Here is a 22,455-nt window from a genome sequence, read left to right on the forward strand (position 1 = left end):
CGCGGGAGTGGCCTGCGGCGCCGCCCTGCTGGCCCCGCTGGCCACCGGGCTGGCCACGACACCGGCCGCGGCCGGCGGCGAGGACCCGGTGCGCTTCACCGTCGCGATGCTCAACGAGGTCGACAGCTTCAACCCGTTCCTCGGCATCGAGGTCGAGTCCTACGAGATGTGGGCGCTGACCTACGACTACCTCATCGACTTCGACGTCGACGACCTCAGCGTGGGCCCCGCCCTGGCCACCTCCTGGGAGACCAGCGAGGACGGCCTGGAGTGGACCTTCACCCTGCGCGACGACGTCACCTGGTCCGACGGCGAGGTGCTGGACGCCGAGGACGTCGCCTACACCTACGGCGAGGTCATCGACCGGGGTCCCGGCTCGGCCACCTGGCGCTCCTGGCTCTCGGGCGTGACCGCGGTCGAGGCCACCGACCCCACCACGGTGGTCCTGACCCTGGAGCGGCCCAACAGCGTGCTCCCGATGCTGCCGATCCCGATCCTGCCCGAGCACGTGTGGGGCGACATCACCGACGAGGAGATGCGCTCCTTCGCGGCCGAGCCGGCCGACGGCCGGCCGGTGGTGGGCTCCGGTCCCTTCCGGCTGGTCGAGGGCACGGCGGGCGGCTCGACGTACCGCTTCGAGGCCAACGACGACTACTGGAAGGGGGCCCCGCACGTCGACGAGCTGGTCTTCCGCGTGTTCAAGAGCGAGGACCCGGCGGTCCAGGCGCTCATCAAGGGCGAGGTCGACTACGTGGAGGGCATCTCGGCGCTGCAGGTCAAGGCGCTGGAGGGGCGCGCCGGCGTGACGGCCCAGAACGCCGACACCCCGGGCTTCGACGAGATCTCGTTCAACGCAGGGTCCGTGGACCTGGACACCGGTGAGCCGATCGGCGATGCCAACCCCGCGGTGCTCGACCCGGCGTTCCGCTTCGCCCTCAGCCTCGCGGTCGACCGCCAGCAGCTCGTCGACACCGTCTACCAGGGCGCCGGCCGCACGGGCTCGACCATCATCCCGCCGGGCTACCCCACCTTCCACTGGGAGCCTCCGGCCGAGGACCTCGCCCACGACCCCGAGCGCGCCGCGGCCCTGCTCGACGAGGCGGGCTACACCGTGGGGGCCGACGGGCTGCGCACCCTGCCCGACGGCTCGCCGCTCGGCACACTGCGGCTCTTCGCCCGCGCCGACTCCTCCACCTCCACCGACGTGATGGCCTACTTCGCCGAGTGGCTCGCCGACCTGGGCATCGTGTCCGAGGTCACCACCGTGGAGTCCTCCAAGCTCACCGACGTGATCCTCGCCGGCGAGTTCGACGCCTTCGAGTGGGGCTGGTTCGTCGACGCGGACCCGACGTCGATGCTCAGCTACATGACCTGCGACCAGCGGGGCGGGTGGTCGGACTCCTGGTACTGCGACGAGGAGTACGACGCCCTCTTCGAGCAGCAGGGCTCCGAGCTCGACGCCGCGGCGCGCGCCGGGCAGATCCAGCAGATGCAGCAGATCCTCTTCGAGGACGCGCCGTACATCGTGACCGCCTACAACACCACCGGCCAGGCCGTGCGCAGCGACCGCTTCGCCTGCCTGCTCAACCAGCCCGCGCCCTCGGGTGCCTGGCTCTTCCAGCTCGGCACGCACTCCTACCGCTCCCTGCGACCGGCCGCCGAGGCGGACGACTGCGACGGACGGACCACCGCCACGCGCGCCGCCGACGCCGAGACCTCCGAGGGGCTCGGGACCGGCGCGCTGGTCGGCGGCGGTGCGCTCGTCGTCCTCATCGCTGCCGGGGTGGTGGTCGCACTGCGTCGGCGGGGCAGCGTCGAGGACCGGGAGTGACGCTGACCGCCGGCCCCGAGGTCGCCGCGCTCGCCCCCACCCGGCGGCGCCTCGGCGGGGGCTACGCCGGGTACGCCGCCACGAAGGGGCTGGGCGCGCTGGCCAGCCTCGGGTTCGTGCTGGTCGTCAACTTCTTCCTCTTCCGGGTGCTCCCGGGCGACCCCGCCCGGACCCTGGGCCGTGGCCGCTTCACCACCGCGGAGCAGGTCGAGGACTTCAACGCCACCTACGGGCTCGACCAGCCGCTGCCGCAGCAGTTCTGGACCTACCTGACCACCACGCTCTCGGGCGACCTGGGCATCTCGCTGCGCTACCGGGTGCCCGTCTCCGAGCTCATCCTCGACCGGATCGGCCCGACGCTGCTGCTGGTGGGGAGCTCGACGGTGCTCGCGGCCCTCATCGGCATCTGGATCGGGGTCCGTGCCGCCTGGGCGCGCGGCAGGGCGTTCGACCGGTTCTCCACCAGCACCTCGCTGACGCTCTACTCCATGCCGGAGTGGTGGCTGGGCCTGCTGCTCATCGCCACCCTGGCGGTCGGGCCCGGGCCCCTGCCCGGCCTCTTCCCCACCGGCGGGCTGCACTCGGTCGACGCGGACCCGTGGAGCCTGGCCGGGGTCGCCGACACCGCCCACCACCTCGCCCTGCCGGTGCTGACGCTGACGCTGGCCTACCTCGCCGACTACGCCCTGGTGATGCGCAGCTCGTTGCTGGAGGAGGTGCGCAGCGACTACCTGGTCACCGCACGCGCCAAGGGCCTGCGCGACGCCGCGGTGCGTGACCGCCACGCCGTCCCCAACGCGCTGCTGCCGACGACGACCGTCGTGGCCCTCAACTTCGGCTTCGTGGTCGCGGGGGCGATCACCGTCGAGACGGTCTTCTCGATCCCGGGGCTGGGCCTGCTGGCCACCGAGGCCCTGGAGATCCCGGACTTCTGGGTCCTGCAGGGCACCTTCCTGGTCGCCGCGACCTGCGTGATCCTGGCCAACCTCGCCGCCAACCTGCTCTACGGCGTGCTGGACCCGCGGGTGCGCACGTGAGCGCCACGGTGGCCGTGGCCCGGCAGCGCCGGCGGGCCGCGTGGTCGGCGGGCTGGGCGGAGTTCCGCCAGCAGCGCGCGGGCCTGGTCGGTGCGGCCGTCCTGCTCGGCTTCGTGCTGATCGCCCTCCTCGCGCCGGTGCTGGCCGACGCCGACGGGCTCTCGGTGACCCGCGCCCAGGGCGGCGTGCTCGAGGCGCCGTCGGGCGAGTTCTGGCTCGGCACCGACGACAACGGGCGCTCGGTCCTGACCCTGCTGGTCTGGGGCGCCCGGGTGAGCCTGCTGGTGGGGCTGCTGGCCACGGTCATCTCGATGGTGATCGGCACCCTGGTCGGTCTGCTGTCGGGCTACTTCGGGGGGTGGCCGGGGGGCATCCTGTTCCGCCTCACCGAGTGGTTCCTGGTGCTGCCGTTCCTGCCGCTGGCGATCGTGCTGGCCAGCGTGCTGGGACGCTCCCTGCTGAACATCGCGCTGGTCATCGGCGTCACCTCGTGGACCAGCACCGCCCTGCTGGTGCGCAGCCAGACGCTGTCGATCAAGGAGCGCGGCTTCCTGGACCGGGCCCGCGGCCTGGGCGCCGGTCACGGCCACCTGCTGCGCCGGCACGTGCTGCCCAACGTGGCCCCGCTGGTCTTCGCCAACACGGCGCTGACGGTCGCGCTGGCGATCCTGGCCGAGACGACCCTGGCCTTCCTCGGGCTGGGCGACCCGACCCGGGTCAGCTGGGGGTCGATGCTCCAGGACGCCTTCCGGGTCGGCGCGATCACGACCGGCTCGTGGTGGTTCATCGTCCCGCCCGGGGTGTGCGTGGCGCTGGTCGTGCTGGCGTTCACGCTGGTGGGCCAGGCGCTCGAGTCGGTCCTCGACCCCCGGTTGAGGCAGCCATGAGCGCCCCCGAGACGCCGCTGCTGCAGCTGCGCGACCTGCACGTCACCTACCGCTCGACCGGGCCCGCGGGTGGGGGCGGTGCTCCTGCCCGCGCCGTGCGCGGGGTCGACCTTCAGGTGCGTCGCGGCCGGGTCCTCGGCATCGCCGGTGAGTCCGGCTGCGGCAAGTCGACGCTCGCCAGCACCGTCCTGCGGCTGCAACCGGCCAGCGCCGTGGTCGAGGGCGAAGTGCTGCTGCAGGGGCGCGACGTGCTGACCATGCGGTGGGGCGACCTGCGCGCGGTGCGCTGGGCGGGGGCCTCCATCGTCTTCCAGGGCGCCCTGCACTCCCTCAACCCGGTGCACCGCATCGGCGACCAGATCGCCGAGCCGATCACGCTGCACGAGCCCTCGGTCCCGGCGGCCGAGGTGCGCGCGCGGGTCGCCGAGCTGCTCGAGCAGGTCGGCCTCCCGGCCTCGCGGGCCTCGGCGTACCCCCACCAGCTCTCGGGCGGGCAGCGGCAGCGCGTCATGATCGCGATGGCACTGGCCTGCCGCCCCGACCTGGTGGTGGCCGACGAGCCCACCACCGCCCTGGACGTCATGGTGCAGGCGCAGGTGCTGGCCCTGCTGAGCCGGCTGACCCGCGACCTCGACGTCGGGATGGTGGTCATCAGCCACGACCTCTCGGTGCTCGCCGACCTGTGCGACGAGATCGCGGTGATGTACGCCGGCCGCATCGTCGAGCAGGGGCCCGCCGCCGACGTGGTGGCGGCCGCGCTGCACCCCTACGCCCGCGCGCTGTGCGCGGCGTTCCCGCGGATCGGCGACCCGGCCTCCCGCTACGCGCCCGCGGGTCTGCCCGGCGACCCGCCGGACCCACGCGACGTGCCACCGGGCTGCTCGTTCGCGCCGCGCTGCCCGTTGGCCGACGACGACTGCCGGGCGCAGGACCCCGGGCTCGTCGAGCACCGGCCGGGACGCCTGGCCGCCTGCCTGAAGCTGGAAGGAGCGCCCCGTGACTGAGTCCCGCACCCTGGAGGCCCGGGGGGTAAGCGTGGAGTTCCGCACCCGCGCGGGGGGCCGCTCCGGGGCTCGCTCGGTGGCGCTGGACGGTGCCGACCTGTCGCTGCGCTCCGGGGAGATCCTCGCGCTGGTCGGCGAGTCCGGGTCGGGCAAGACCACGCTCGCACGCACGTTGGTCGGGCTGCAGCAGCCGACCAGCGGGGAGGTGCTGCTCGACGGCACGCCGATCGGACGGGGGGCCAAGGCCCTGCGTCCGCTGCGTCGCGAGGTGCAGATGGTGCTGCAGGACCCCGCCGGGGCGTTGAACCCCCGGCACACGGTCTACGACTCGGTCGCCGAGGGCCTGCGGCTGCACGACGTGCCGCGGGCCGCCGGGCGCCCGGAGCACGAGCTGGTCGCCGAGGCGCTGGCCGCGGCCGGCCTGCGCCCGCCGGAGCAGCTGTTCCTCCGCTACCCGCACGAGCTGTCCGGCGGGCAGCGGCAGCGGGTGCTCATCGCGGGCGCGCTGGCGTTGCAGCCGCGGCTGCTGGTCGCCGACGAGCCGGTCTCGGCGCTGGACGCCTCGATCCGCGGCGAGGTGCTCTCGCTGCTGCTGCGGCTGCGCGAGAGCCGCGGCCTCGGGGTGCTGGTCGTCACCCACGACCTCGGGCTGGCATGGAACATCGCGGACCGGATCGCGGTGATGTACCTCGGCCGAGTCGTGGAGTGCGGTCCCACCGAGGAGGTCCTGGCGGACCCCCGGCACCCCTACACCCGCGCACTGCTCTCGGTGGTGCCCGAGTCGCGCAACCTCGAGCCGGTCGTGCTGCGCGGGGAGGTCCCGGACCCGACGGCGATCCCGACGGGCTGCCGTTTCCACCCCCGCTGCCCCGCCCTCGCCGACGGTACGGCGCAGGCGGCCGGGGTCGCCGACGACTGCGTCCGCACCCCGCTGCCGGTCCTGCCCGACGACCGCGGCCACCTGGCGGCCTGCCACCTGCGATGACCGCGGGTCCGGCCTGGACCCTCGGACAACGTGATCGGACAGGCCGTAGCCGGCCTCAGCCGCGCGCGTCGGTGAGCACCTCGCGCAGCACGCGGCGCGCGTCCCAGCCGACCGGGTCGGTCGTCGACGACCAGCGCTCGGTCTGTCGACGAGCCCACGTGGCCCAGGCCAGGGTGTCGACCTCCTGGTCGACGTGACGGCGCAGGGCGAGCGCCTGCAGGTGCAGCCGGTCGGGGAAGGCCCCGCCGTCGACGAGCAGCTGCTCGGTCATCGTCGCCAGCTCCTCGAGCCGCTCCCGGGTCACCTCCGCCAGCTCGTCGAGTCGCGCCCGCAGCTGGTCGAGCGTCCCGCCGTCGGCGAAGAAGACCCGCAGCATCGCCTCGTCCTCGACAGTGCGGACCTGCGCCGGCGTTCCGAGCCAGGCCGCCAGCGCCTCCCGCCCGGCCTCGGTGATGGCGTAGGTCGTGTGCCGCCGCCTGCCCGTCCACCCCTCGACCGCCTCGACCCAGCCGTGGTCCACCAGGCGCTTGGGCTCCTCGTAGATCCGCCGCTCGGCCCGGGTCCAGAACCAGTGCAGGCTGCGGCGCACCTGCTGGGCCAGCTCGTAGGTCGTCCAGGGCCGTAGCGAGAGCAGCCCGAGGACGGCGTAGCCGGTGACGGGGCGGGCCGGCTCACGCGTGGTCATGCCGCATCTTCACACATACTGCGTTGCGCAGCATCGTCAGGCCGAGCATACTGCGGAGTGCAGCATCGAGATCGGAGCGATCGGAGCCGTCGATGAGCCACTCCCCCGGAGCCCCCACCCGCCTGCTGGTCGCGGTCGCGCACCCTGACGACGAGACCTTCGGCTGCGGCGGACTGCTGCTGCACGCGGCCGCCACCGGCACCGACACCTACGTCGTGTGCGCCACGCGCGGCGAGGCCGGCGAGGGCGGGACCGGCGACGAGCCTCTCGGGGTCGTCCGCGAGCGCGAGCTGCACCGGGCGGCGGCCGTTCTCGGCGTACGCGAGGTGACGCTGCTGGCGCACCGCGACTCCGGCATGAGCGGAGAGCCGGAGCCGGGCACCCTGGCGGCGCTCGACCCGGACGCGCTCGCCGCCGAGTTGGAGGCACACGTCGCGCGAGTCCGCCCGGAGGTGGTGGTCACGCTCGACGCCAGCGACGGGCACCGCGACCACGAGGTGATGCGGGACGCGGCGGTCGCCGCCGCGACGGCCGCCGGTGTGCCGCGGGTGCACCTGGTCTGCCTGGCCCGGTCCTCGATGGTCCGCTGGGTCGAGCACCAGCGCGCCGAGCATCCCGACCGCGAGCACCTGGCCGTCGAGGACGTCGAGCTCGGCACCCCCGACGACCTGGTCACCGCGACGATCGACGTGTCCGCCCACCGTGCCCGGCTGGCCGAGGCGATGGCCGAGCACGCGTCGCAGGACTCGCCCTACGACGGGCTGCCGGAGGAGCTGGCCTCGGACTTCCTCGACACCGTCCGGCTGCGCACCGTCCGCGACACGTGCTCTGGGGGCACCCGCGGTCGCTGGTGGGACCACCGCCGTCCCGGGTGGGTGGAGACCGTCGTACGGTGACGGCGTGACTCGGACCACACCCCTCTCGGGCTCCCCAGCAGGCTCCCTCTCCTACGCCGCCGGCCCCACCGACGTCCCGCTCCTGGAGCAGACGATCGGCGCGAACTTCGAGCAGACCGTGGCCGCCCGGCCCGATGCCGAGGCGCTGGTCGAGGTCGCCACCGGACGGCGGTGGACCTGGGCGGAGCTGGCCCGCGACGTCGACGCCCTGGCCCGAGGGCTGGTGGCGGCCGGCCTCCAGCGCGGCGACCGGCTGGGCGTGTGGGCGCCCAACTGCGCGGAGTGGACCATCACCCAGTACGCCACCGCCACGGTCGGCGTGGTGCTGGTCAACGTCAACCCCGCCTACCGCACCCACGAGCTGGCCTACGCGGTCAACCAGTCGGGCCTACGGATGCTGGTGGCGACGTCGTCGTTCAAGACCAGCGACTACCGGGCGATGGTCGCCGAGGTCCGCGGCCAGTGCCCGACCCTCGAGCGGGTGGTCCTGCTCGACACCGACGACTGGGGCGAGCTGATCGCCCAGGGCACGACGGTGGGCGACGAGGAGCTGGCCGAGCGCGCGGCGTCGCTGCGCCCGGAGGACCCCATCAACATCCAGTACACCTCCGGCACGACCGGCTACCCCAAGGGCGCCACGCTCAGCCACCGCAACATCCTCAACAACGGCTTCTTCGTGACCGAGACCATCGGCTTCACCGACGCCGACCGACTGTGCATCCCGGTGCCCTTCTACCACTGCTTCGGGATGGTCATGGGCAACCTCGGGTGCACCACCCACGGCGCCACGATGGTCATCCCCGCGCCCGGCTTCGACCCCGAGACCACGCTGCGCACCATCGAGGAGGAGCGCTGCACGGCGGTCTACGGCGTGCCGACGATGTTCATCGCGATGCAGCACCACCCGAGCTTCGCCGAGCGCGACCTGTCCTCGCTGCGCACGGGCATCATGGCCGGCTCGATCTGCCCGGTGGAGGTGATGAAGCGCTGCGTCTCCGAGATGCACATGGAGCAGGCCTCCATCGCCTACGGCATGACCGAGACCAGCCCCGTGTCCTGCCAGACCCTCGCCGACGACGACCTGGAGCGACGTACCGAGACCATCGGCCGGGTCCACCCGCACGTCGAGATCAAGGTCGTCGACCCGGGCACCGGGGAGACGCTGCCGCGCGGCGCCACCGGCGAGCTGTGCACCCGCGGCTACTCGGTGATGCTGGGCTACTGGGACGACCCCGACCGCACCTCCGAGGCCATCGACGACGAGGGCTGGATGCACACCGGCGACCTGGCCGTCATGCGCGAGGACGGCTACTGCAACATCGTCGGTCGCATCAAGGACATGGTCATCCGCGGCGGCGAGAACATCTACCCGCGCGAGATCGAGGAGTTCCTCTACTCCCACCCCGACGTCGAGGACGTCCAGGTCGTCGGCGTCCCCGACGAGCGGTACGGCGAGGAGCTCTGTGCCTGGGTCCGGCTGCGCGAGGGAGCCGAGCCCCTGGACGCCGCGGCCGTCCGCGAGTTCTGCGCCGGGCGGCTCGCGCACTACAAGGTGCCGCGCTACGTGCTGGTGGTCGAGGAGTTCCCGATGACCGTCACCGGCAAGATCCGCAAGGTCGAGATGCGCGAGGAGTCCGCGCGTCGGCTCGGGCTGGCCTGAGCCGACGCGCCCCGGGTCAGGCCGCGGCGGCTGCCGCCTCGCTGCGCTCGGCCTGCTGGCGCCGGGCGAGCTGGGTCAGCCGGGCCTGGGCGGCGCGACGGACCTTGGGGCCCTTGGTCGACATCGCCCACAGCGTCTTGAGCTGGGCGGGGAGGTTCTTCGGGGTGGTGGTGGCCAGCCAGTCGTTGGGCAGCGAGAGCCGCACGACCTTGTGCCAGGCCGAGTAGACCTGCTGCGGCAGGGGGGCCTGGTGGTAGTTCAGGTCGTACTTCTCGAACAGCGCCTGCACCTTGGGGGCGACCTCGGCGTACCGGTTGGACGGCAGGTCGGGGAAGAGGTGGTGCTCGATCTGGTGCGACAGGTTGCCGGTCATCAGGTGCGTGAACCGGCCGCCGGAGATGTTGGCCGAGCCGAGCATCTGGCGGACGTACCACTCGCCGCGGGTCTCGTCGTCCGGGATCGCCTTCTTCTCGAAGGTCTCCACGCCCTCGGGGAAGTGGCCGCACATGATCACCGAGTGCGACCACACGTTGCGCACCACGTTGGCGACGAAGTTGCCGGCCAGCGCCCCGACGGCACCGCCGAACGGGAGCGCCACGAGCGGGTGCACGACGTAGTCCTTCGTGGCCTGCTTGCGGATCTTCTTCAGCGTCTTGGAGAGGTTCTGCTTGAACTCCTCGCTGCGCTTGTCCTTCGGCACCTTGAGGTTCTTGCCGAGCTCGAGGTCGTAGGCAGCGATGCCGTACTCGAAGAAGCAGGCGTTGATGAAGTTCCACAGCGGCTGCGCGAGGTAGGCGGGGTACCACCGCTGGTCCTCGTCGACGCGCATGATGCCGTAGCCGAGGTCGTTGTCCTTGCCGACGATGTTCGTGTACGTGTGGTGGATCTGGTTGTGGCTGTGCTTCCAGCCGTCGGCGGTCGAGGCGTTGTCCCACTCCCAGGTGGTCGAGTGGATCTTCGGGTCACGCATCCAGTCCCACTGGCCGTGCATGACGTTGTGCCCGATCTCCATGTTCTCGAGGATCTTCGCGACCGACAGGCCGATGGTGCCGAGCACCCACAGCGGCGGCAGCGCGGAGCCGAGCAGCACCGCACGCGAGCCGAGCTCGAGGCGGCGCTGCACGTCGACGATGCGGCGGATGTAGGCCGCGTCCTTCTCGCCCCGGGAGTCGATGACGTCCTGGCGGATGGCGTCCAGCTCGATGCCGATCTGCTCGATGTCTGCCTCGGTGAGGTGGGCGGTGGGGTTCTCGGGCTTGCGGGTGATGGTGGTCATCGCAGGTCTCTCCTCGGGGTGGGAGTGGTCAGTGGTCGACGGAGCAGGCGCCCGCGGGCGCGCTCACGCAGGTCTGGATCGGGACGCCGGCCGGGTCGGTCTCCCCCGGGACGGCGACGGTGAGGGCGCCGTTGCGCAGGTCGCGGACGGCTCCCTCCTTCATCGGCAGCACGCAGCCCATGCAGATGCCCATCCGGCAGCCGCTGGGCATGAGGACCCCCGCCTGCTCGGCGGCGTCGAGGATCGGGGTGGCGCCGTCGGCTGCCACCTCGCGACCGTCGGCGAAGGTGACGGTGCCGCCCTCGCCGGGGGCGGCCAGCACGACCGGGCGGAACCGCTCGGTGTGCAGCACCAGGCCCTGCGCCTCGTGGTGCGCCTCGAGAGCGTCGAGCAGACCCGCCGGCCCGCAGGCGTACGTCGGGCGCTCGGCCAGGTCCGGGACCAGCTCGCTGAGGGAGTCGACGTCGAGCAGGCCGTGGGTGTCGGTGTGCAGCTCGACCAGCCGGAGCAGCCCGCGGGCGGCGTACGAGCGGATCTCCGTCGCGAAGATCACCTCGGCCTGCGAGAGCGCCGAGTGGATCAGCACGATGTCGGTGGCCGGGACCTCCGCACGGGAGAAGAGGTTGCGCAGCATCCCGATCACCGGGGTGATGCCGGAGCCGGCGGTGACCAGCAGCAGCTTGCCGGGCAGCGGGTCCGGCAGCACGAAGTCGCCCGCCGCCTGGGCCAGGCGCAGCATCGTGCCGGGGCGGGTGCGGCGCACCAGGTGGCCGGAGACCACGCCGCCGTCGATGGCCTTGACCGTGATCGAGAGGCAGCCGTCGGGGCGCGGGCCGTGGGTCAGGGAGTAGGTGCGCCACAGGCGCACGCCGTCGACGTCGACGCCGACGCGGACGTACTGCCCCGGCACGTGACCGGCCCAGTCGCGGCCGGGCTTGATCACCAGCGTCGCGGACGCGGCGGTCTCGGGGCGGACCTCCACGACGCGGCCGGAGAGCTCGGCACCGCGGCGCAGCGGGTGGAAGTGGTCGAGCAGGTCGTCGAGGTCCAGCGGCGTGACCGCGGCCTGCGCCAGGGACCGGGCACGCTGGCGCAGCAGCCGACCGGCACCGCGCTGGCGCGGGGCGGGCAGGGGGAGCGTCGTCATGTCTTCCATGGTGCTGGCCAGGGACGATAAAGTCCTGTGCCAGCGACGTGAACCTGGGCTAAGTTCTTGTTCGCCCGAGACAAAGAAGGAGAAGTGTCGGTGCCTCGCTCCCAGCCCCGAGCGGCCTCCCGCCGGACCGCCGGCCACGGGCTGGTGCTGCCGCCGCGCACCGCGACCCGCCTGCGCAGCGACCTGCCCTCGGTCGCCGAGCAGGTCGTCGCCGCCATCACCGACGAGGTCCCCGCCTACCAGGACGCGCTGTCCGGGTCGATGGGCGACAACATCCGCAACGCGGTGCAGCTGGCGCTGGGCGGCTTCCTCTCCCTGGCCAGCGGCCGGCGCGGCGTCGACCCGCGCACGCCGACGGCCCCCGCCGTCGAGGGCGCCTACCAGCTCGGCCGCGGCGAGGCCCGCAGCGGCCGGAGCACCGACGCCCTGCTCTCGGCCTACCGGATCGGCGCCCGGGTCTCCTGGCGCGAGCTGTCCCGCGGCGCGGTCGAGAGCGGCATGGACGCCGAGACGCTGGCCCGCTTCGCCGAGCTGGTCTTCGCCTTCATCGACGAGCTGTCGGCGTCCTCGGCCGCGGGGCACACCGACGAGCTGGCCACCACCGGTCGGGTGCGGCAGCGCCTCCTCGAACGACTGGCCGGGCAGCTGCTCGACGGCGTCTCCGCCGAGGCCGCGCGCGACGCCGCGACCGTGGCGGAGTGGCCGCACCCGACCACCCTGACCGCCGTGCTGGTCCCCCAGGCGCAGCTGCGCCCGGTGCTCACCGCCGTCAGCGGGGCCACTCTCGCCCTCCCCGAGGCCCCGGGGGTCGAGGAGGCGGGACTGCTGCTCGTCCCCGATGCGCACGGCCGGGGTCGGGCCGGACTGCTGCGCGCCGTGGAGGGCCGCGAGGCGGTCGTGGGGCCGCCGCGACCGTGGCTGGAGGTGCGGGCGTCGTACGACCGGGCCGTGCGCGCCCGCGAAGCCGGCCTCGGCCCCGACACCGAGGCCGACCTGCCCGCGCTCGTGCTCGGCGCCGACCCCGAGGCACGCGCCGACCTGCGCGCCCAGGTGCTCGCGCCGCTCGCCGACCTGAGGCCCGCCCAGGCCGAGAAGCTCACCGAGACGCTGCGCGCCTGGCTGCTCCACCACGGCCGGCGCGAGGAGGTCGCCGCCGCGCTCTTCGTGCACCCGCAGACCGTGCGCTACCGCATGGGCCAGCTGCGCGAGCTGTACGGCGACCGCCTCGAGGACCCCCCCACCGTGCTCGCCCTCACAGTCGCGCTTGCCTGAGCCTTCGTGGTTGCACCTTGGTAGCGCACAGCCCCGACCACTGTCACCCACCTACTCTGGGCCTGTTGCTGGGATGGCACCTGGCGGCGTGTTGGAAGGCATCGCCTGCCCCAACCCCACCCGAGCCCTCACTATCTGGGTTGGAGTTGGTCAGCCTTCGCCCGGCACATCCACGGGACAAAAAGCACGCCAGGTGAACGGGCCATCCACAGCTGGTCTAGATGTCCGGAGAAGTGCGTGCTGTGGTAACGGTGCTGTGTCATCCTCTCGTGACTTCAACTGAAGTCGACAACTTCCCTCTCGGGGTCCGCAATGAATCTGCGCCGCACTACACAAATTCTCTCCTTCGCTGCGTGTCGTGCCTGCCTACCGGCGTGGGCGACCGCGTCGGCGACTTCGTCGCCGGTCCAGCAGTCACCAGCACCAAGCACATCTGCGGTTAGGTCAGTCCAGTCGAGTCTTGCTGCCGAGGCTCCAGACACAGCCGCAGCGGCCCAAGAACTCGGCCTTCCCTTTGAGTACATGCTCCGCATCGACGACTTGCGCGAACGGGTCGACGGCATTGACTATGCAAAACTCGACGGCGGTTTCGCCGAAATAGCAAATCTGGTTCGCGATCCTTTTTACATTGACTACTACACCGTGGGTGGACGACTCAACGAATCCGTCGGTAATGCCTTCCAAAAAGCTGGCTTATCAGAGTACGTTCGGGTTCACGACGCGAGCTTCAATCAGCAAGAGGTCCGCGCCGCCTCTGAAAGAGTAATGCCCCTACTCTCTGACGATCGCATTTCAGGCACCCTCGACATGAGACGGGGCGTCATCAGTCTGACGAGCCGGACTCGTCCTGATGACTCGAAACTGCAGGCAGTCCGTCAAGCCGCTAGCCCCGTGCCAGTCGAGTGGAAAGTTGGAGAGGTATTCGACGAACATCTCGGCGGCGGACTGCCTTTCGGTCAGTGCACCGCGGGCTTCGTTGTGGCCGAAGGGGACAACACTGGAAACCGCGGAATTGGGACCGCCCATCACTGTCCCTCTGAATCGTCTTACCAAGGTAACCCGGTTCAGTTTCAAGGGGGACAGGAAAATGGGTCTCTGGACTATCGGTGGTACGACGGATCGAACATCACTTGGAGCGCGAACTTCTTTGCGGGTAGCGGAAATCGAACCGCTACTGGACGAGTGAATCGAAACAACATGACGATCGGCGACATCGTCTGTCACTACGGACAAGTCACCAAGTATGGATGTGGCGAGATTGTCAGTAAAAACGCTCTAGGAGCCTTTAGCGGAGCGGCCTACACCTTTATTGAAGTGGAGCCGTTGAGCACAAACATCGACCTATCCGAAAAGGGCGACAGTGGAGGCCCATGGTTCTACAACTTCGACGCCTACGGCTTCATGCAGGCAGGTATCATCGGGCTTCCTGGGGATGCATTGTTCATGGCACAGAATTACACGCGCGACCTCGACACGGTTGTCTTTACATCATGAAATCCCGCAGTTGTCGGCGATGGACGAGCAGCGTGAAAATGCTCTTCCCAATCTTCACAGTTGCGGCGCTGGCGACAGCCTGCAGTGCGAACGGCGGGGACCGCCAGTCCCAGCCAACGAATCAGCCCCAGGGCTCACCCTCCGAAAATTCCACAAGTTCTCGCGGCGTTTCCCCACGAGTGCTAACGATAGATCTAGGGACCCGGTTCATACCCATGGCCCGCGTTCAGGGGGAACTGCGCCTGCAGGCCGGATGCCTGCTCGTAGACTCGGTCGTTTCCTACTGGCCGGAAGGGACTCTCTTTGAGGAAAAAGAGGGTGCGATCAAGCTGCCAGACGGCATGGTCGCGCGAGTTGGGGAGCCGTTGGACGGCGCCGGGGCATACTTTTCGATCACCGACAGCCCTCAGCATCCTGACCTTCGGTTGGTCTCGGGGCTACGAGCCTGCCTGACGAGGACGGGCTCCACCGAAGCGGTCTTCGTGGGCGGCCTCGACTAGAGCAGTCCCGCTGATCAGATGACAGCGAGCGGTCTGCCACTCGACTCGGCGGGCCGGTTGGCCGCGCCTCCTCAGCAGGCCGGTCGCCCTGCGACCTGAGTCCGGACACCTCGCTGTGAATCTAGAGGTGACCCGCCACCTGCTCGACGGCTCTTCCGCCGAGGCCGTGCAGGAAGCGGCGGCGTCCGCGGAGTGGGCCGAGCCGGAGACGCTGAGCGCCGTGCTGGTGCCGGAGTCGCAGGTGCGGCCGGTCCTGGGCGCGGTCTCGGGCGCGACGATCGCGGTGCGGGACGCGCCGGGACTGGAGGGGCTGAGCCTGCTGCTGGTGCCCGACGCCCACGGCCGGTCGCGGGCCGCGCTGCTGCGCGCGGTGCGCGACCGCGAGGCGGTCGTGGGACCGGCGCGACCGTGACTGGAGGTGCGGGCGTCGCACGACCGGGTGCTGCGCGCGCACGCCGCGGGGCTCGGCCCCGACACCGAGGCCCACCTGCCGGCGCTCGTGCTCGACGCGGACGCCGAGGCGCGCGCCGACCTGCGGGCCCAGGTGCTGGCCCCGCTCGCGGACCTGCGGCCCGCCCAGGCCGAGAAGCTCACCGAGACGCTGCGCGCCTGGCTGCTCCACCACGGCCGGCGCGAGGAGGTCGCCGCCGCGCTGTTCGTGCACCCGCAGACCGTGCGCTACCGCATGGGCCAGCTGCGCGAGCTGTACGGCGACCGGCTGGAGGACCCCGAGACCGTGCTGGCCCTCACCGTGGCGCTGGCATAGTCACCGCATGAGCCGCCACCGCCTGCGCGCCGCCGCGCGCCCCCTCCGCCTCCGCTCGCTGGCGCCGGTGCTGTTGCTCGCACTCGCCGCCCCCGCCCTGGCCGGGTGCGCGGACGACGGCCGCGCCGAGCCCGCGTCGGACCGGCCCTCCGGCGCCACGTCCGCGCCGTCTCCCGAGCCGTCGGTCGGCACGGGCGAGTACCCCCGCTACGTCGCCCTCGGCGACTCCTACACCGCCGCCCCGCTGGTCCCCGAGACCGACGCCGGCGACGGCTGCCTGCGCTCGAGCGGCAACTACCCCTCGCTCGTGGCCGAGGCGTTCGAGGGCACCGTGCTCGCCGACGTCAGCTGCTCCGGCGCCGACACCACCTCGCTGATCGGGGTGCAGCGCACCTTCGACGGGGCCGCCCAGCCGGCCCAGCTCGACGCCGTCACCGAGGACACCTCCCTGGTCACGCTCTCCATCGGCGGCAACGACTTCGGCCTCTTCTCCGCGCTCGTCGGCGGCTGCGCCCAGCTCGCGCAGACCGACCCCGACGGCAGCCCGTGCGCCGACGTCGGCGCGGGCGAGGCCACCGAGGTGCTGGCCAAGATCGAGCAGCGGGTCGCCTCGGTCGTCGAGGGCATCCGCGACCGAGCACCCGACGCGCGGATCCTGGTCGTCGGCTACCCGCAGATCGTCCCGCAGGGCAAGGAGTCGTGCGACGCGCTGCCGATCGCCGCCGGGGACCTGCCGTTCGCGCGCACGGTCAACGAGGGGCTCGCAGAGGCGGTCGAGGAGGGGGCGCGCCGCGCGAAGGTCGAGTACGTCGACGTCTACGCCCTCACCGACGGCCACGACATCTGCAGCGACGACCCCTGGATCGCCGGTCGTGACACGGTGCCGGGGCAGGCGCTGGCCTTCCATCCCTTCGCCGCCGAGCAGCAGGCGGTGGCCGAGGAGATCCTGCGCATCCTGCGCGACTGAGGTCGCTCCACGAGCACCGGCGCCAGCGACGGCCCCGCGCCGGCTACCGGTAGCGCAGTCCGCTGACGAGCCGGTCCAGCAGGTCAGCGAGCCCGTCGCGGTCCTGCTCGCGGCCGATGACCGCCACGTAGGCGAAGGCGGTGTCCTGACCCGGCTGTGCGACGTACTGCTCCATCGCCACCCGGCGGTAGCCCTCGGACACGTAGGTCGCGACCAGGGCGTCGAAGGAGCGCGACTCCAGCGTGAAGCCCTCGATGCCCGACGCGGTCGAGAGGGCATGGATGCGGGTGTCGAGCTGGGCGGCCACCGAGAGGTACTGGTTGGCCACCAGCCGCACCCGCACGAAGTAGGTGTTCTTGATGTCCTCGGAGTAGGCCTCGGGGTAGAACCGGGCCTCGCCGGCCGTCGAGTCCGAGCGGACCCAGCCGCGCGGCACCGGCAGGCTGATCGCGAAGGGGCTGGTGCCGACCAGGCGCCGGCTCGCCGGGAGTCCGGGCTCGAGGGTCGGGTACTCCGGGTCCTCGAGCACCCGGACCTCGCGGTCCTGGGGGTAGTCCGGGTCGGCGGCGGCGACCGGCCCCGCGTCGACGACCAGCGGCTCCGGGGCGTCGTCCGCACCGGCGTACCCCAGGCCCGCGCCGGTCGCGGCCATCGCCACCACCGTCAGGGCCGCGAGCCCGAGCCGTCGTCCGTCCACGGGCAGCACGGTAGCCGCGGCACCGTGGTTCACGTCCCAGCGCGGTCTCTGCCTACGCTCGGCGCCATGCACAGCCTGATCCTGCGCGACGCGCGCCTGGTCCCGGTGGACTCGCCCACCCCGACCGAGCCCATGGACGTCCTGGTCGAGGACGGCCGGGTCGTCGAGGTGGGGCCCACGCTGCACCGGCCCGAGGGCGTCGAGGAGGTACGCGCGGACGGGCGCTGGCTGATCCCCGGCCTGTGGGACCAGCACGTGCACCTGGCGCAGTGGACGCTGACGTCGGGCCGCCTCGACCTGGCCGGCGCCCGCAGCCCCGAGGACGCCCTGCACGAGGTCCGGGTGCGGGTCGCGGAGTACCCCGACCTCCCCGTCATCGGCTGGGGCCACCGCTCCGCCGGGTGGGAGCGCGAGGTCACCGTCTCCGAGCTCGACGCCGTCTCCGGCGAGACGCCGGTCGTGCTGATCTCCGGCGACGGCCACCACGCCTGGCTCAACACCGTCGCGCTGCTGCACCTGGCGATGCCCGTGCGCGACTCGGTCGTGCGCGAGGCCGAGTGGTTCGCGGCGTACTCCCGGCTCTCCTCGCTGGTCGGCAACGACGGCACCAGCTCCGAGGCCTACCGCCGCACCCTCGACCACGCCGCGTCGATGGGCGTGGTCGGGCTGGTGGACTTCGAGTTCTCCGGCGGCGTGCCGGAGTGGCAGGAGAAGTGGGCCGAGGGCTGCGACCTGCTGCGGGTCCGGATGGCGACGTACGCCGAGGGGCTCGACGACGTCCTCTCGCGCGGCCTGCGCTCGGGCGACCCGATCATCCCCGGCGACGACCGGCTGGTGATGGGCCCGCTGAAGATCATCAGCGACGGCTCGCTCAACACCCGCACCGCGTGGTGCTGCGAGCCCTACGGCGACGCCTACAAGCTGGAGTACCCCTCCGGCCAGCCGAACCTCTCCGGCGCCGAGCTGCGCGAGCTGCTCCGGATCGCCCACACCAGCGGCCTGGAGGTCGCCACCCACGCGATCGGTGACGCCGCCGTGGCCGAGGCGCTGGCGTCGTACGCCGACACGGGTGCGCGCGGCTCGATCGAGCACGCCCAGATGGTCAACCGCGGCGACGTGAAGGAGATGGCCCGGCTCGGCATCCGCGCCAGCGTGCAGCCGGCGCACCTGCTCGACGACCGCGACCTCACCGAGCGGATCTGGGGCGAGCGGTCGGCGCGGTGCTTCGCGTTCCGCTGGATGCTCGACGACGGCGTGGACCTGGTGCTCGGCTCCGACGCGCCGGTCAGCCCGCTGGACCCATGGCTGGCGATGGCCGCCGCCGTGCACCGCAGCGGCGACGAGCGCGAGGCGTGGCACGGCGAGCACGCGCTCACCCCGCTGGAGGTGCTGCGGGCCTCGGTGGACGGCGCCGGCAGCGTGCGGGTCGGCTCGCTCGGCGACCTGGCCCTGCTCGACCACGACCCCCTGCAGGCTGCCGACTCCCCCGCCGACGCCGCCGCCCACCTGCGACAGGTCGAGGTGGCGGGCACCTGGGTGGCCGGCCGCCCGGTCCACTCCGCCCTCTGACCCCACGCCCGGGCCGGTCGAACCGGCGTCAGATGCCGCGGGTGGTGACGGAGTCGAGGACGCGGTTGGCGGTGGCGGTGTCGGGGCTGCGGACCTGCACCCACAGCAGCCGGTCGGCCGCGACCTGGACGACCCGCTCGACGGTGACGCCGCCGGGGCAACCGGAGTGGACCACGGTGCGCGAGGGCTGGCTCCCGCCCTCGGAGTACGGCGCTGCGCTGGTGTCGCACTCGGGGTGACCCGGCATCCGGTCGGGCAGGTCCGAGCCCGGCATGAGCGCGAGGAACACGCCGTGGCCGGTCGAGGCCTCCGCGGTCCAGTCCCGCGCGGTGCCGACCGACAGCGCGGCGTACTCGGTGTCGTCCTGGGGCGCCCGCCAGCCGTCGTCGCCCGTCACCGCGGTCCACTCGCCCGGGACCTGCGCCTCCAGGGTTCCCGAGGAGTCGGTCACGACCGCGAGGCCGGGCACCGACTCGCTCGCGAGGTCACGGGCGACCAGGAAGGAGCCGGTCGCCGCGACCGCGCCCAGGACGAGCGCGGCGGCGGCGTACGGCCAGGAGCGTGGTCTCGACGCCCGCTCGTCGCTGGCGCTCCTCGCTGCTCGACCACCGACAGGGGCCCGCTCGTCGCTGGCGCTCCTCGCTGCTCGACCACCGACAGGGGCCCGCTCGTCGCTGGTCGCACCTCGACCGGCGGACGACGTGGGGCCGGCGCCGGCGTGCGTGACGTCGGGGTCCAGCGGCAGCCAGGGCAGCGTGGGACCGTCGTCGACGGGGCCGAGGGACTGCTCGACCGCGGAGCTGACGGCCTCGACGAAGGTCGTGACGTCGGGCCAGCGGTCGTCGGGGTCGCGGGCCAGCGCCCTCCGCACCACGGCGTCGACGGCCTCGGGCTGACCCGGCATCGGCTCCGGCGGCGCGGGGTCGGCCGCCTGCTGGAGGCTGGTGAACCGGAAGGCCGGGCGCCCGGAGAGCAGCAGGTAGGCGAGCGCGCCGAGGGAGTACTGGTCGGCACGTGCGTCCGGGGACTCCGCCTGGGCCTGCTCGGGTGCGACGTAGGACGGCGTGCCGGCGATCATCGTCAGCCGCGAGGAGGCGTCCAGCGCCTTGCCGAGCCCCAGGTCGCCGAGCATCGCCCGCACCTGGACGCCCCCGGACCCCTCGACGGTGCGGAACAGCACGTTGGCCGGCTTCACGTCGCGGTGCAGCACGCCCCGGTCGTGCAGGGCCTGCAGCCCGGCGCCGACCTGGCGCAGCACCGCGAGGGACTGCCCGGGCGTGGGGGGCGTGCCGCCGCCCGGCGCCGAGGGGTCGTAGCGCGCCGCGAGCGTGCCTTGGTCGGCGTAGGCCATCACGAGGTAGGGGCGGCCGTCGGACAGTTCCCCGGCGTCGTAGACGGGCACGACGTACGGTGACTCGACCCGCCGCAGGTAGCGGCCCTCCTCGAGGAACCGGCGGTGCACCTGGCCGTCGTCGGCCCAGTTCTCGGCGAGCACCTTCACCGCGACCGGCGAGTCCAACTGCTCGTCGTAGGCCAGCCACACGGTCGCGAACGCGCCGGATCCCAACCGTCGACGCACGACGTAGCGTCCCAGGCGAGCAGGTGTGTCCGACACCCGGGCATGATGGGCCATGGAGGTAAAGCGTGACCAGTGCGGGGCCCCTGGACCCAGACGAGATCGACGACCTGGCGCGACGCGCCCAGGCCGGTGACACCGACGCGCTCGAGCTGCTGCTCGGCGCGGTGCAGCCCCGTGCGCTGGCCGCCTGCCGCAGCGTGCTGCCCCACCTGGCCGACGCCGAGGACGCCTGCCAGGAGGCGTTGCTCAACGTCAGCCGCAAGATCGGCTCGTGGCACGGCCGCGGCCGGTTCACCACGTGGCTGCACGCGGTGTGCGTCAACAGCGCCCGGTCGACGTACCGCCGACTGAAGAAGCAGGCCGTCCCCGCCGACCCCACCGAGCTGAGCGCCGCCGGGCCCCTCGAGCGGCCCGACCCGCGCACCACCTCGGTCATCGCCGGCACCCGCCTGGACCTGCTGGAGGCGATGGAGGTCATCGAGCGCGACCACCCCCAGCTCGTGCAGCCGCTGCTGCTGCGCGACGTGCACGGGCTGGCCTACGACGAGATCGCGCAGCTGCTGGAGCTGCCGCTCGGCACCGTCAAGGCGCAGATCCACCACGGACGCAGGCTGACCCGGCCGCTGCTGGCAGCCGACGCATGAGGCGGGTCCCGAGGTCTCGACGCCCGCTCGCCGGCGCGCGCTGCTCGACCACCGTCCTCGCGCTGTCGCTCGGGCTCACCGCATGCTCGGCGGGCGGGCCGGACACCGAGGTCGAGGTACTGGCCGAGCCCGGCTCGACGGCGTCCGCGGGTCTGGCGCCGGTGTCCCTCGGCGAGCTGCCCGCGCTCGACGACCCGGCGCTGGACGCCTCGGTCAGCCGGCCGCGCCGCGACCCGGTCTACCCCGGCGTCGGCCACCCCGTCCTCGACGCGCTGCACTACGACCTCGACCTGGCCTGGGACCCCGACGAGCGGCTGCTCACCGCGGAGCAGACCCTGCTGCTGCGGGCCGCCCGCGACAGCGACCGGCTGGTGCTCGACCTCAGCCCGGCGCTGGAGGTCGGCACCGTCCGGCTCGACGGCGAGGAGGTGCCCTTCGACCGTCGCGGCCAGGACCTGCGGGTCGAGGCTCCCGTGGCGAAGGACGACCGGCACGTCCTGCAGATCAGCTACTCCGGCAGCCCCGAGCCGGTCGCCGCGCCGACCACCCGCGGCGACTTCAGCACCAACGGCTGGACCGTCACCGAGGACGGCGACACCTGGACGATGCAGGAGCCGACCGGCGCCTACAGCTGGTACGCCGTGGACGACCAGCCCTCCGACAAGGCCACCTACGACATCACCGTCTCCGTGCCGTCCCCGCGGGTCGGCGTGGCCAACGGTCAGCTGCTCTCACGCACCGAGTCCGACGGGGTCACGACCACGCGCTGGTCGATGGCGCAGCCGGCGGCGTCGTACCTCGTGACCGTCGCGACGGGCGAGTACGACCTCAGCGAGGCCGTCTCCTCCTCGGGGGTGCCGCTGTCGTACTGGGTGCCGGTCGGCGACGAGGGCCGCGTCGACGCCGCCGCGGGGCTCGCCGAGGCCGACCGCGGCCTGGCCTGGCTGGAGGAGAAGCTGGGGCCCTACCCGTTCGACGCGCTGGGCTTCGTGTTCGTGGAGTCCGACTCCGGCATGGAGACCCAGTCGATGATCACGCTGGGGATGACCGAGTACACCACCTCGACCCCGGTGCTGGTCCACGAGATGGCGCACCACTGGTGGGGCGACCTGATCGGCCCCACCACCTGGCGCGACCTGTGGATGAACGAGGGCATGGCGATGTACCTCCAGGGCGCCTGGATGGCCTCCGAGGAGCCGTACACGCTGCCGCAGCTGATGGACTACTGGGCCCAGGACGAGCCGCAGATGCGCGCCGACGCCGGCCCGGCCGCCGACTACGACCCGGCGACCTTCGGCGAGGGCAACGCCTACTACTCCGGTGCGCTGATGTGGCACGAGATCCGCGGACTGCTCGGCGACGAGCTGTTCTGGCGGCTGGTGCGCGAGTGGCCCCGCTCGCTGCCCTACGGCACCTCGGACTACGCCGGCATCGTCGGCTGGTGGTCGCGCGAGTCCGGCCGCGACCTGTCGCCGGTGTTCGACGCGTGGCTGCGCGGCGAGGTGTCGCCGGCGCGGTGAGGGGCGGTTTCACCACCCGGGTGGTGAAAC

The 22,455-nt window shown here is 72.4% G+C and carries 20 protein-coding genes; 15 read left to right on the forward strand and 5 right to left on the reverse strand.

Translation table 11 applies throughout. The features are described 5' to 3' along the window. Positions 1 to 7 precede the first annotated feature (7 nt). Genes BKA05_RS16865 through BKA05_RS16885 form a run of 5 tightly spaced genes read left to right on the forward strand, consistent with a single transcriptional unit; the run spans position 8 to position 5,744 of the window. Complete coding sequence (locus BKA05_RS16865; RefSeq protein WP_179532460.1) at positions 8 to 1,831, forward strand: ABC transporter substrate-binding protein; 1,824 nt, start codon at positions 8 to 10, stop codon at positions 1,829 to 1,831. Beyond that, positions 1,828 to 2,868: an ABC transporter permease gene (locus BKA05_RS16870; RefSeq protein WP_343045724.1), complete on the forward strand. Its 1,041-nt coding sequence runs from the start codon at positions 1,828 to 1,830 to the stop codon at positions 2,866 to 2,868. The genes BKA05_RS16865 and BKA05_RS16870 overlap by 4 nt, the downstream gene beginning before the upstream one ends. Next, positions 2,865 to 3,755, forward strand: coding sequence for an ABC transporter permease subunit (locus tag BKA05_RS16875; protein WP_179532461.1), 891 nt, complete (start codon positions 2,865 to 2,867; stop codon positions 3,753 to 3,755). The genes BKA05_RS16870 and BKA05_RS16875 overlap by 4 nt, the downstream gene beginning before the upstream one ends. Next, on the forward strand, positions 3,752 to 4,759 hold the full coding sequence (locus tag BKA05_RS16880; protein WP_179532462.1) for an ABC transporter ATP-binding protein: 1,008 nt from the start codon (positions 3,752 to 3,754) through the stop codon (positions 4,757 to 4,759). Before BKA05_RS16875 ends, BKA05_RS16880 begins: the two co-directional genes overlap by 4 nt. Continuing rightward, positions 4,752 to 5,744 (forward strand): oligopeptide/dipeptide ABC transporter ATP-binding protein, encoded by a 993-nt coding sequence (locus BKA05_RS16885; protein WP_179532463.1) that lies wholly within the window; start codon positions 4,752 to 4,754, stop codon positions 5,742 to 5,744. Before BKA05_RS16880 ends, BKA05_RS16885 begins: the two co-directional genes overlap by 8 nt. 55 nt (positions 5,745 to 5,799) lie before the next feature. Here BKA05_RS16885 and BKA05_RS16890 read toward each other — a convergent pair whose 3' ends face one another. Beyond that, positions 5,800 to 6,429 carry a PadR family transcriptional regulator gene (locus tag BKA05_RS16890; RefSeq protein ID WP_179532464.1) on the reverse strand — a complete coding sequence of 210 codons (630 nt, stop codon included), beginning with the start codon at positions 6,427 to 6,429 and terminating at the stop codon, positions 5,800 to 5,802. A 92-nt stretch (positions 6,430 to 6,521) separates the two neighbouring features. Here BKA05_RS16890 and BKA05_RS16895 point away from each other — a divergent pair, with 92 nt between their 5' ends. Next, a complete protein-coding gene (locus BKA05_RS16895) occupies positions 6,522 to 7,325 on the forward strand; it encodes a PIG-L deacetylase family protein (RefSeq protein WP_179532465.1) in 804 nt (267 codons plus the stop codon). Between the two features lie 4 nt (positions 7,326 to 7,329). Next, positions 7,330 to 8,985: an AMP-binding protein gene (locus BKA05_RS16900; RefSeq protein ID WP_179532466.1), complete on the forward strand. Its 1,656-nt coding sequence runs from the start codon at positions 7,330 to 7,332 to the stop codon at positions 8,983 to 8,985. A 16-nt stretch (positions 8,986 to 9,001) separates the two neighbouring features. Here the strand turns inward: BKA05_RS16900 and BKA05_RS16905 are convergent, their stop codons facing one another. Both BKA05_RS16905 and BKA05_RS16910 read right to left on the reverse strand, forming a co-directional pair. Then, positions 9,002 to 10,261 carry a fatty acid desaturase family protein gene (locus BKA05_RS16905; protein WP_179532467.1) on the reverse strand — a complete coding sequence of 420 codons (1,260 nt, stop codon included), beginning with the start codon at positions 10,259 to 10,261 and terminating at the stop codon, positions 9,002 to 9,004. 28 nt (positions 10,262 to 10,289) lie between these two features. After that, positions 10,290 to 11,408 carry a ferredoxin reductase gene (locus BKA05_RS16910; protein ID WP_179532468.1) on the reverse strand — a complete coding sequence of 373 codons (1,119 nt, stop codon included), beginning with the start codon at positions 11,406 to 11,408 and terminating at the stop codon, positions 10,290 to 10,292. A 99-nt stretch (positions 11,409 to 11,507) separates the two neighbouring features. Between BKA05_RS16910 and BKA05_RS16915 the strand changes: the two genes are divergently transcribed. The 5 genes from BKA05_RS16915 to BKA05_RS16930 all read left to right on the forward strand — a co-directional run bounded on the left by BKA05_RS16915 (position 11,508) and on the right by BKA05_RS16930 (position 16,416). After that, positions 11,508 to 12,689, forward strand: coding sequence for a PucR-like N-terminal domain-containing protein (locus tag BKA05_RS16915; RefSeq protein ID WP_179532469.1), 1,182 nt, complete (start codon positions 11,508 to 11,510; stop codon positions 12,687 to 12,689). Between the two features lie 522 nt (positions 12,690 to 13,211). Then, the gene (locus tag BKA05_RS16920; protein ID WP_179532470.1) at positions 13,212 to 14,183 is read left to right on the forward strand and encodes a chymotrypsin family serine protease; all 972 of its coding nucleotides are present in this window, start codon (positions 13,212 to 13,214) and stop codon (positions 14,181 to 14,183) included. Between the two features lie 627 nt (positions 14,184 to 14,810). Further along, complete coding sequence (locus tag BKA05_RS19835; protein ID WP_246289827.1) at positions 14,811 to 15,095, forward strand: hypothetical protein; 285 nt, start codon at positions 14,811 to 14,813, stop codon at positions 15,093 to 15,095. A gap of 6 nt (positions 15,096 to 15,101) precedes the next feature. Next, the gene (locus BKA05_RS20395) at positions 15,102 to 15,449 is read left to right on the forward strand and encodes a helix-turn-helix domain-containing protein (protein ID WP_343045725.1); all 348 of its coding nucleotides are present in this window, start codon (positions 15,102 to 15,104) and stop codon (positions 15,447 to 15,449) included. A 7-nt stretch (positions 15,450 to 15,456) separates the two neighbouring features. After that, positions 15,457 to 16,416 carry an SGNH/GDSL hydrolase family protein gene (locus BKA05_RS16930; RefSeq protein WP_179532471.1) on the forward strand — a complete coding sequence of 320 codons (960 nt, stop codon included), beginning with the start codon at positions 15,457 to 15,459 and terminating at the stop codon, positions 16,414 to 16,416. Between the two features lie 43 nt (positions 16,417 to 16,459). Here the strand turns inward: BKA05_RS16930 and BKA05_RS16935 are convergent, their stop codons facing one another. Beyond that, a complete protein-coding gene (locus BKA05_RS16935; RefSeq protein ID WP_179532472.1) occupies positions 16,460 to 17,113 on the reverse strand; it encodes a hypothetical protein in 654 nt (217 codons plus the stop codon). A 66-nt stretch (positions 17,114 to 17,179) separates the two neighbouring features. Here BKA05_RS16935 and BKA05_RS16940 point away from each other — a divergent pair, with 66 nt between their 5' ends. Further along, positions 17,180 to 18,682, forward strand: a complete 1,503-nt coding sequence (locus tag BKA05_RS16940) for an amidohydrolase (protein WP_179532473.1) — start codon at positions 17,180 to 17,182, stop codon at positions 18,680 to 18,682. Between the two features lie 28 nt (positions 18,683 to 18,710). Here the strand turns inward: BKA05_RS16940 and BKA05_RS19390 are convergent, their stop codons facing one another. Continuing rightward, positions 18,711 to 20,297 (reverse strand): serine/threonine-protein kinase, encoded by a 1,587-nt coding sequence (locus tag BKA05_RS19390; protein WP_343045726.1) that lies wholly within the window; start codon positions 20,295 to 20,297, stop codon positions 18,711 to 18,713. Between the two features lie 29 nt (positions 20,298 to 20,326). On the opposite strand from BKA05_RS19390, the gene BKA05_RS16950 reads away from it, so the two are divergent. Together BKA05_RS16950 and BKA05_RS16955 are read left to right on the forward strand one after the other, a co-directional pair. After that, positions 20,327 to 20,905, forward strand: a complete 579-nt coding sequence (locus BKA05_RS16950) for a sigma-70 family RNA polymerase sigma factor (RefSeq protein ID WP_179532474.1) — start codon at positions 20,327 to 20,329, stop codon at positions 20,903 to 20,905. Then, positions 20,902 to 22,425, forward strand: a complete 1,524-nt coding sequence (locus tag BKA05_RS16955) for a M1 family metallopeptidase (protein ID WP_179532475.1) — start codon at positions 20,902 to 20,904, stop codon at positions 22,423 to 22,425. Before BKA05_RS16950 ends, BKA05_RS16955 begins: the two co-directional genes overlap by 4 nt. Positions 22,426 to 22,455: the final 30 nt, after the last annotated feature.

Origin of the sequence: Nocardioides marinus, assembly GCF_013408145.1 — a bacterium.
In the GTDB taxonomy this organism is placed as follows: Bacteria; Actinomycetota; Actinomycetes; order Propionibacteriales; family Nocardioidaceae; genus Nocardioides; species Nocardioides marinus.

What these genes read in the sequence shown, in the direction of transcription:
- BKA05_RS16880 (WP_179532462.1), top strand. Translation starts at nt 3,752, where the DNA reads ATGAGCGCCCCCGAGACGCCGCTGCTGCAGCTGCGCGACCTGCACGTC.
- BKA05_RS16890 (WP_179532464.1), bottom strand. Translation starts at nt 6,429, where the DNA reads ATGACCACGCGTGAGCCGGCCCGCCCCGTCACCGGCTACGCCGTCCTC.
- BKA05_RS16895 (WP_179532465.1), top strand. Translation starts at nt 6,522, where the DNA reads ATGAGCCACTCCCCCGGAGCCCCCACCCGCCTGCTGGTCGCGGTCGCG.
- BKA05_RS16905 (WP_179532467.1), bottom strand. Translation starts at nt 10,261, where the DNA reads ATGACCACCATCACCCGCAAGCCCGAGAACCCCACCGCCCACCTCACC.
- BKA05_RS16910 (WP_179532468.1), bottom strand. Translation starts at nt 11,408, where the DNA reads ATGACGACGCTCCCCCTGCCCGCCCCGCGCCAGCGCGGTGCCGGTCGG.
- BKA05_RS16920 (WP_179532470.1), top strand. Translation starts at nt 13,212, where the DNA reads ATGCTCCGCATCGACGACTTGCGCGAACGGGTCGACGGCATTGACTAT.
- BKA05_RS16930 (WP_179532471.1), top strand. Translation starts at nt 15,457, where the DNA reads ATGAGCCGCCACCGCCTGCGCGCCGCCGCGCGCCCCCTCCGCCTCCGC.
- BKA05_RS16940 (WP_179532473.1), top strand. Translation starts at nt 17,180, where the DNA reads ATGCACAGCCTGATCCTGCGCGACGCGCGCCTGGTCCCGGTGGACTCG.
- BKA05_RS16955 (WP_179532475.1), top strand. Translation starts at nt 20,902, where the DNA reads ATGAGGCGGGTCCCGAGGTCTCGACGCCCGCTCGCCGGCGCGCGCTGC.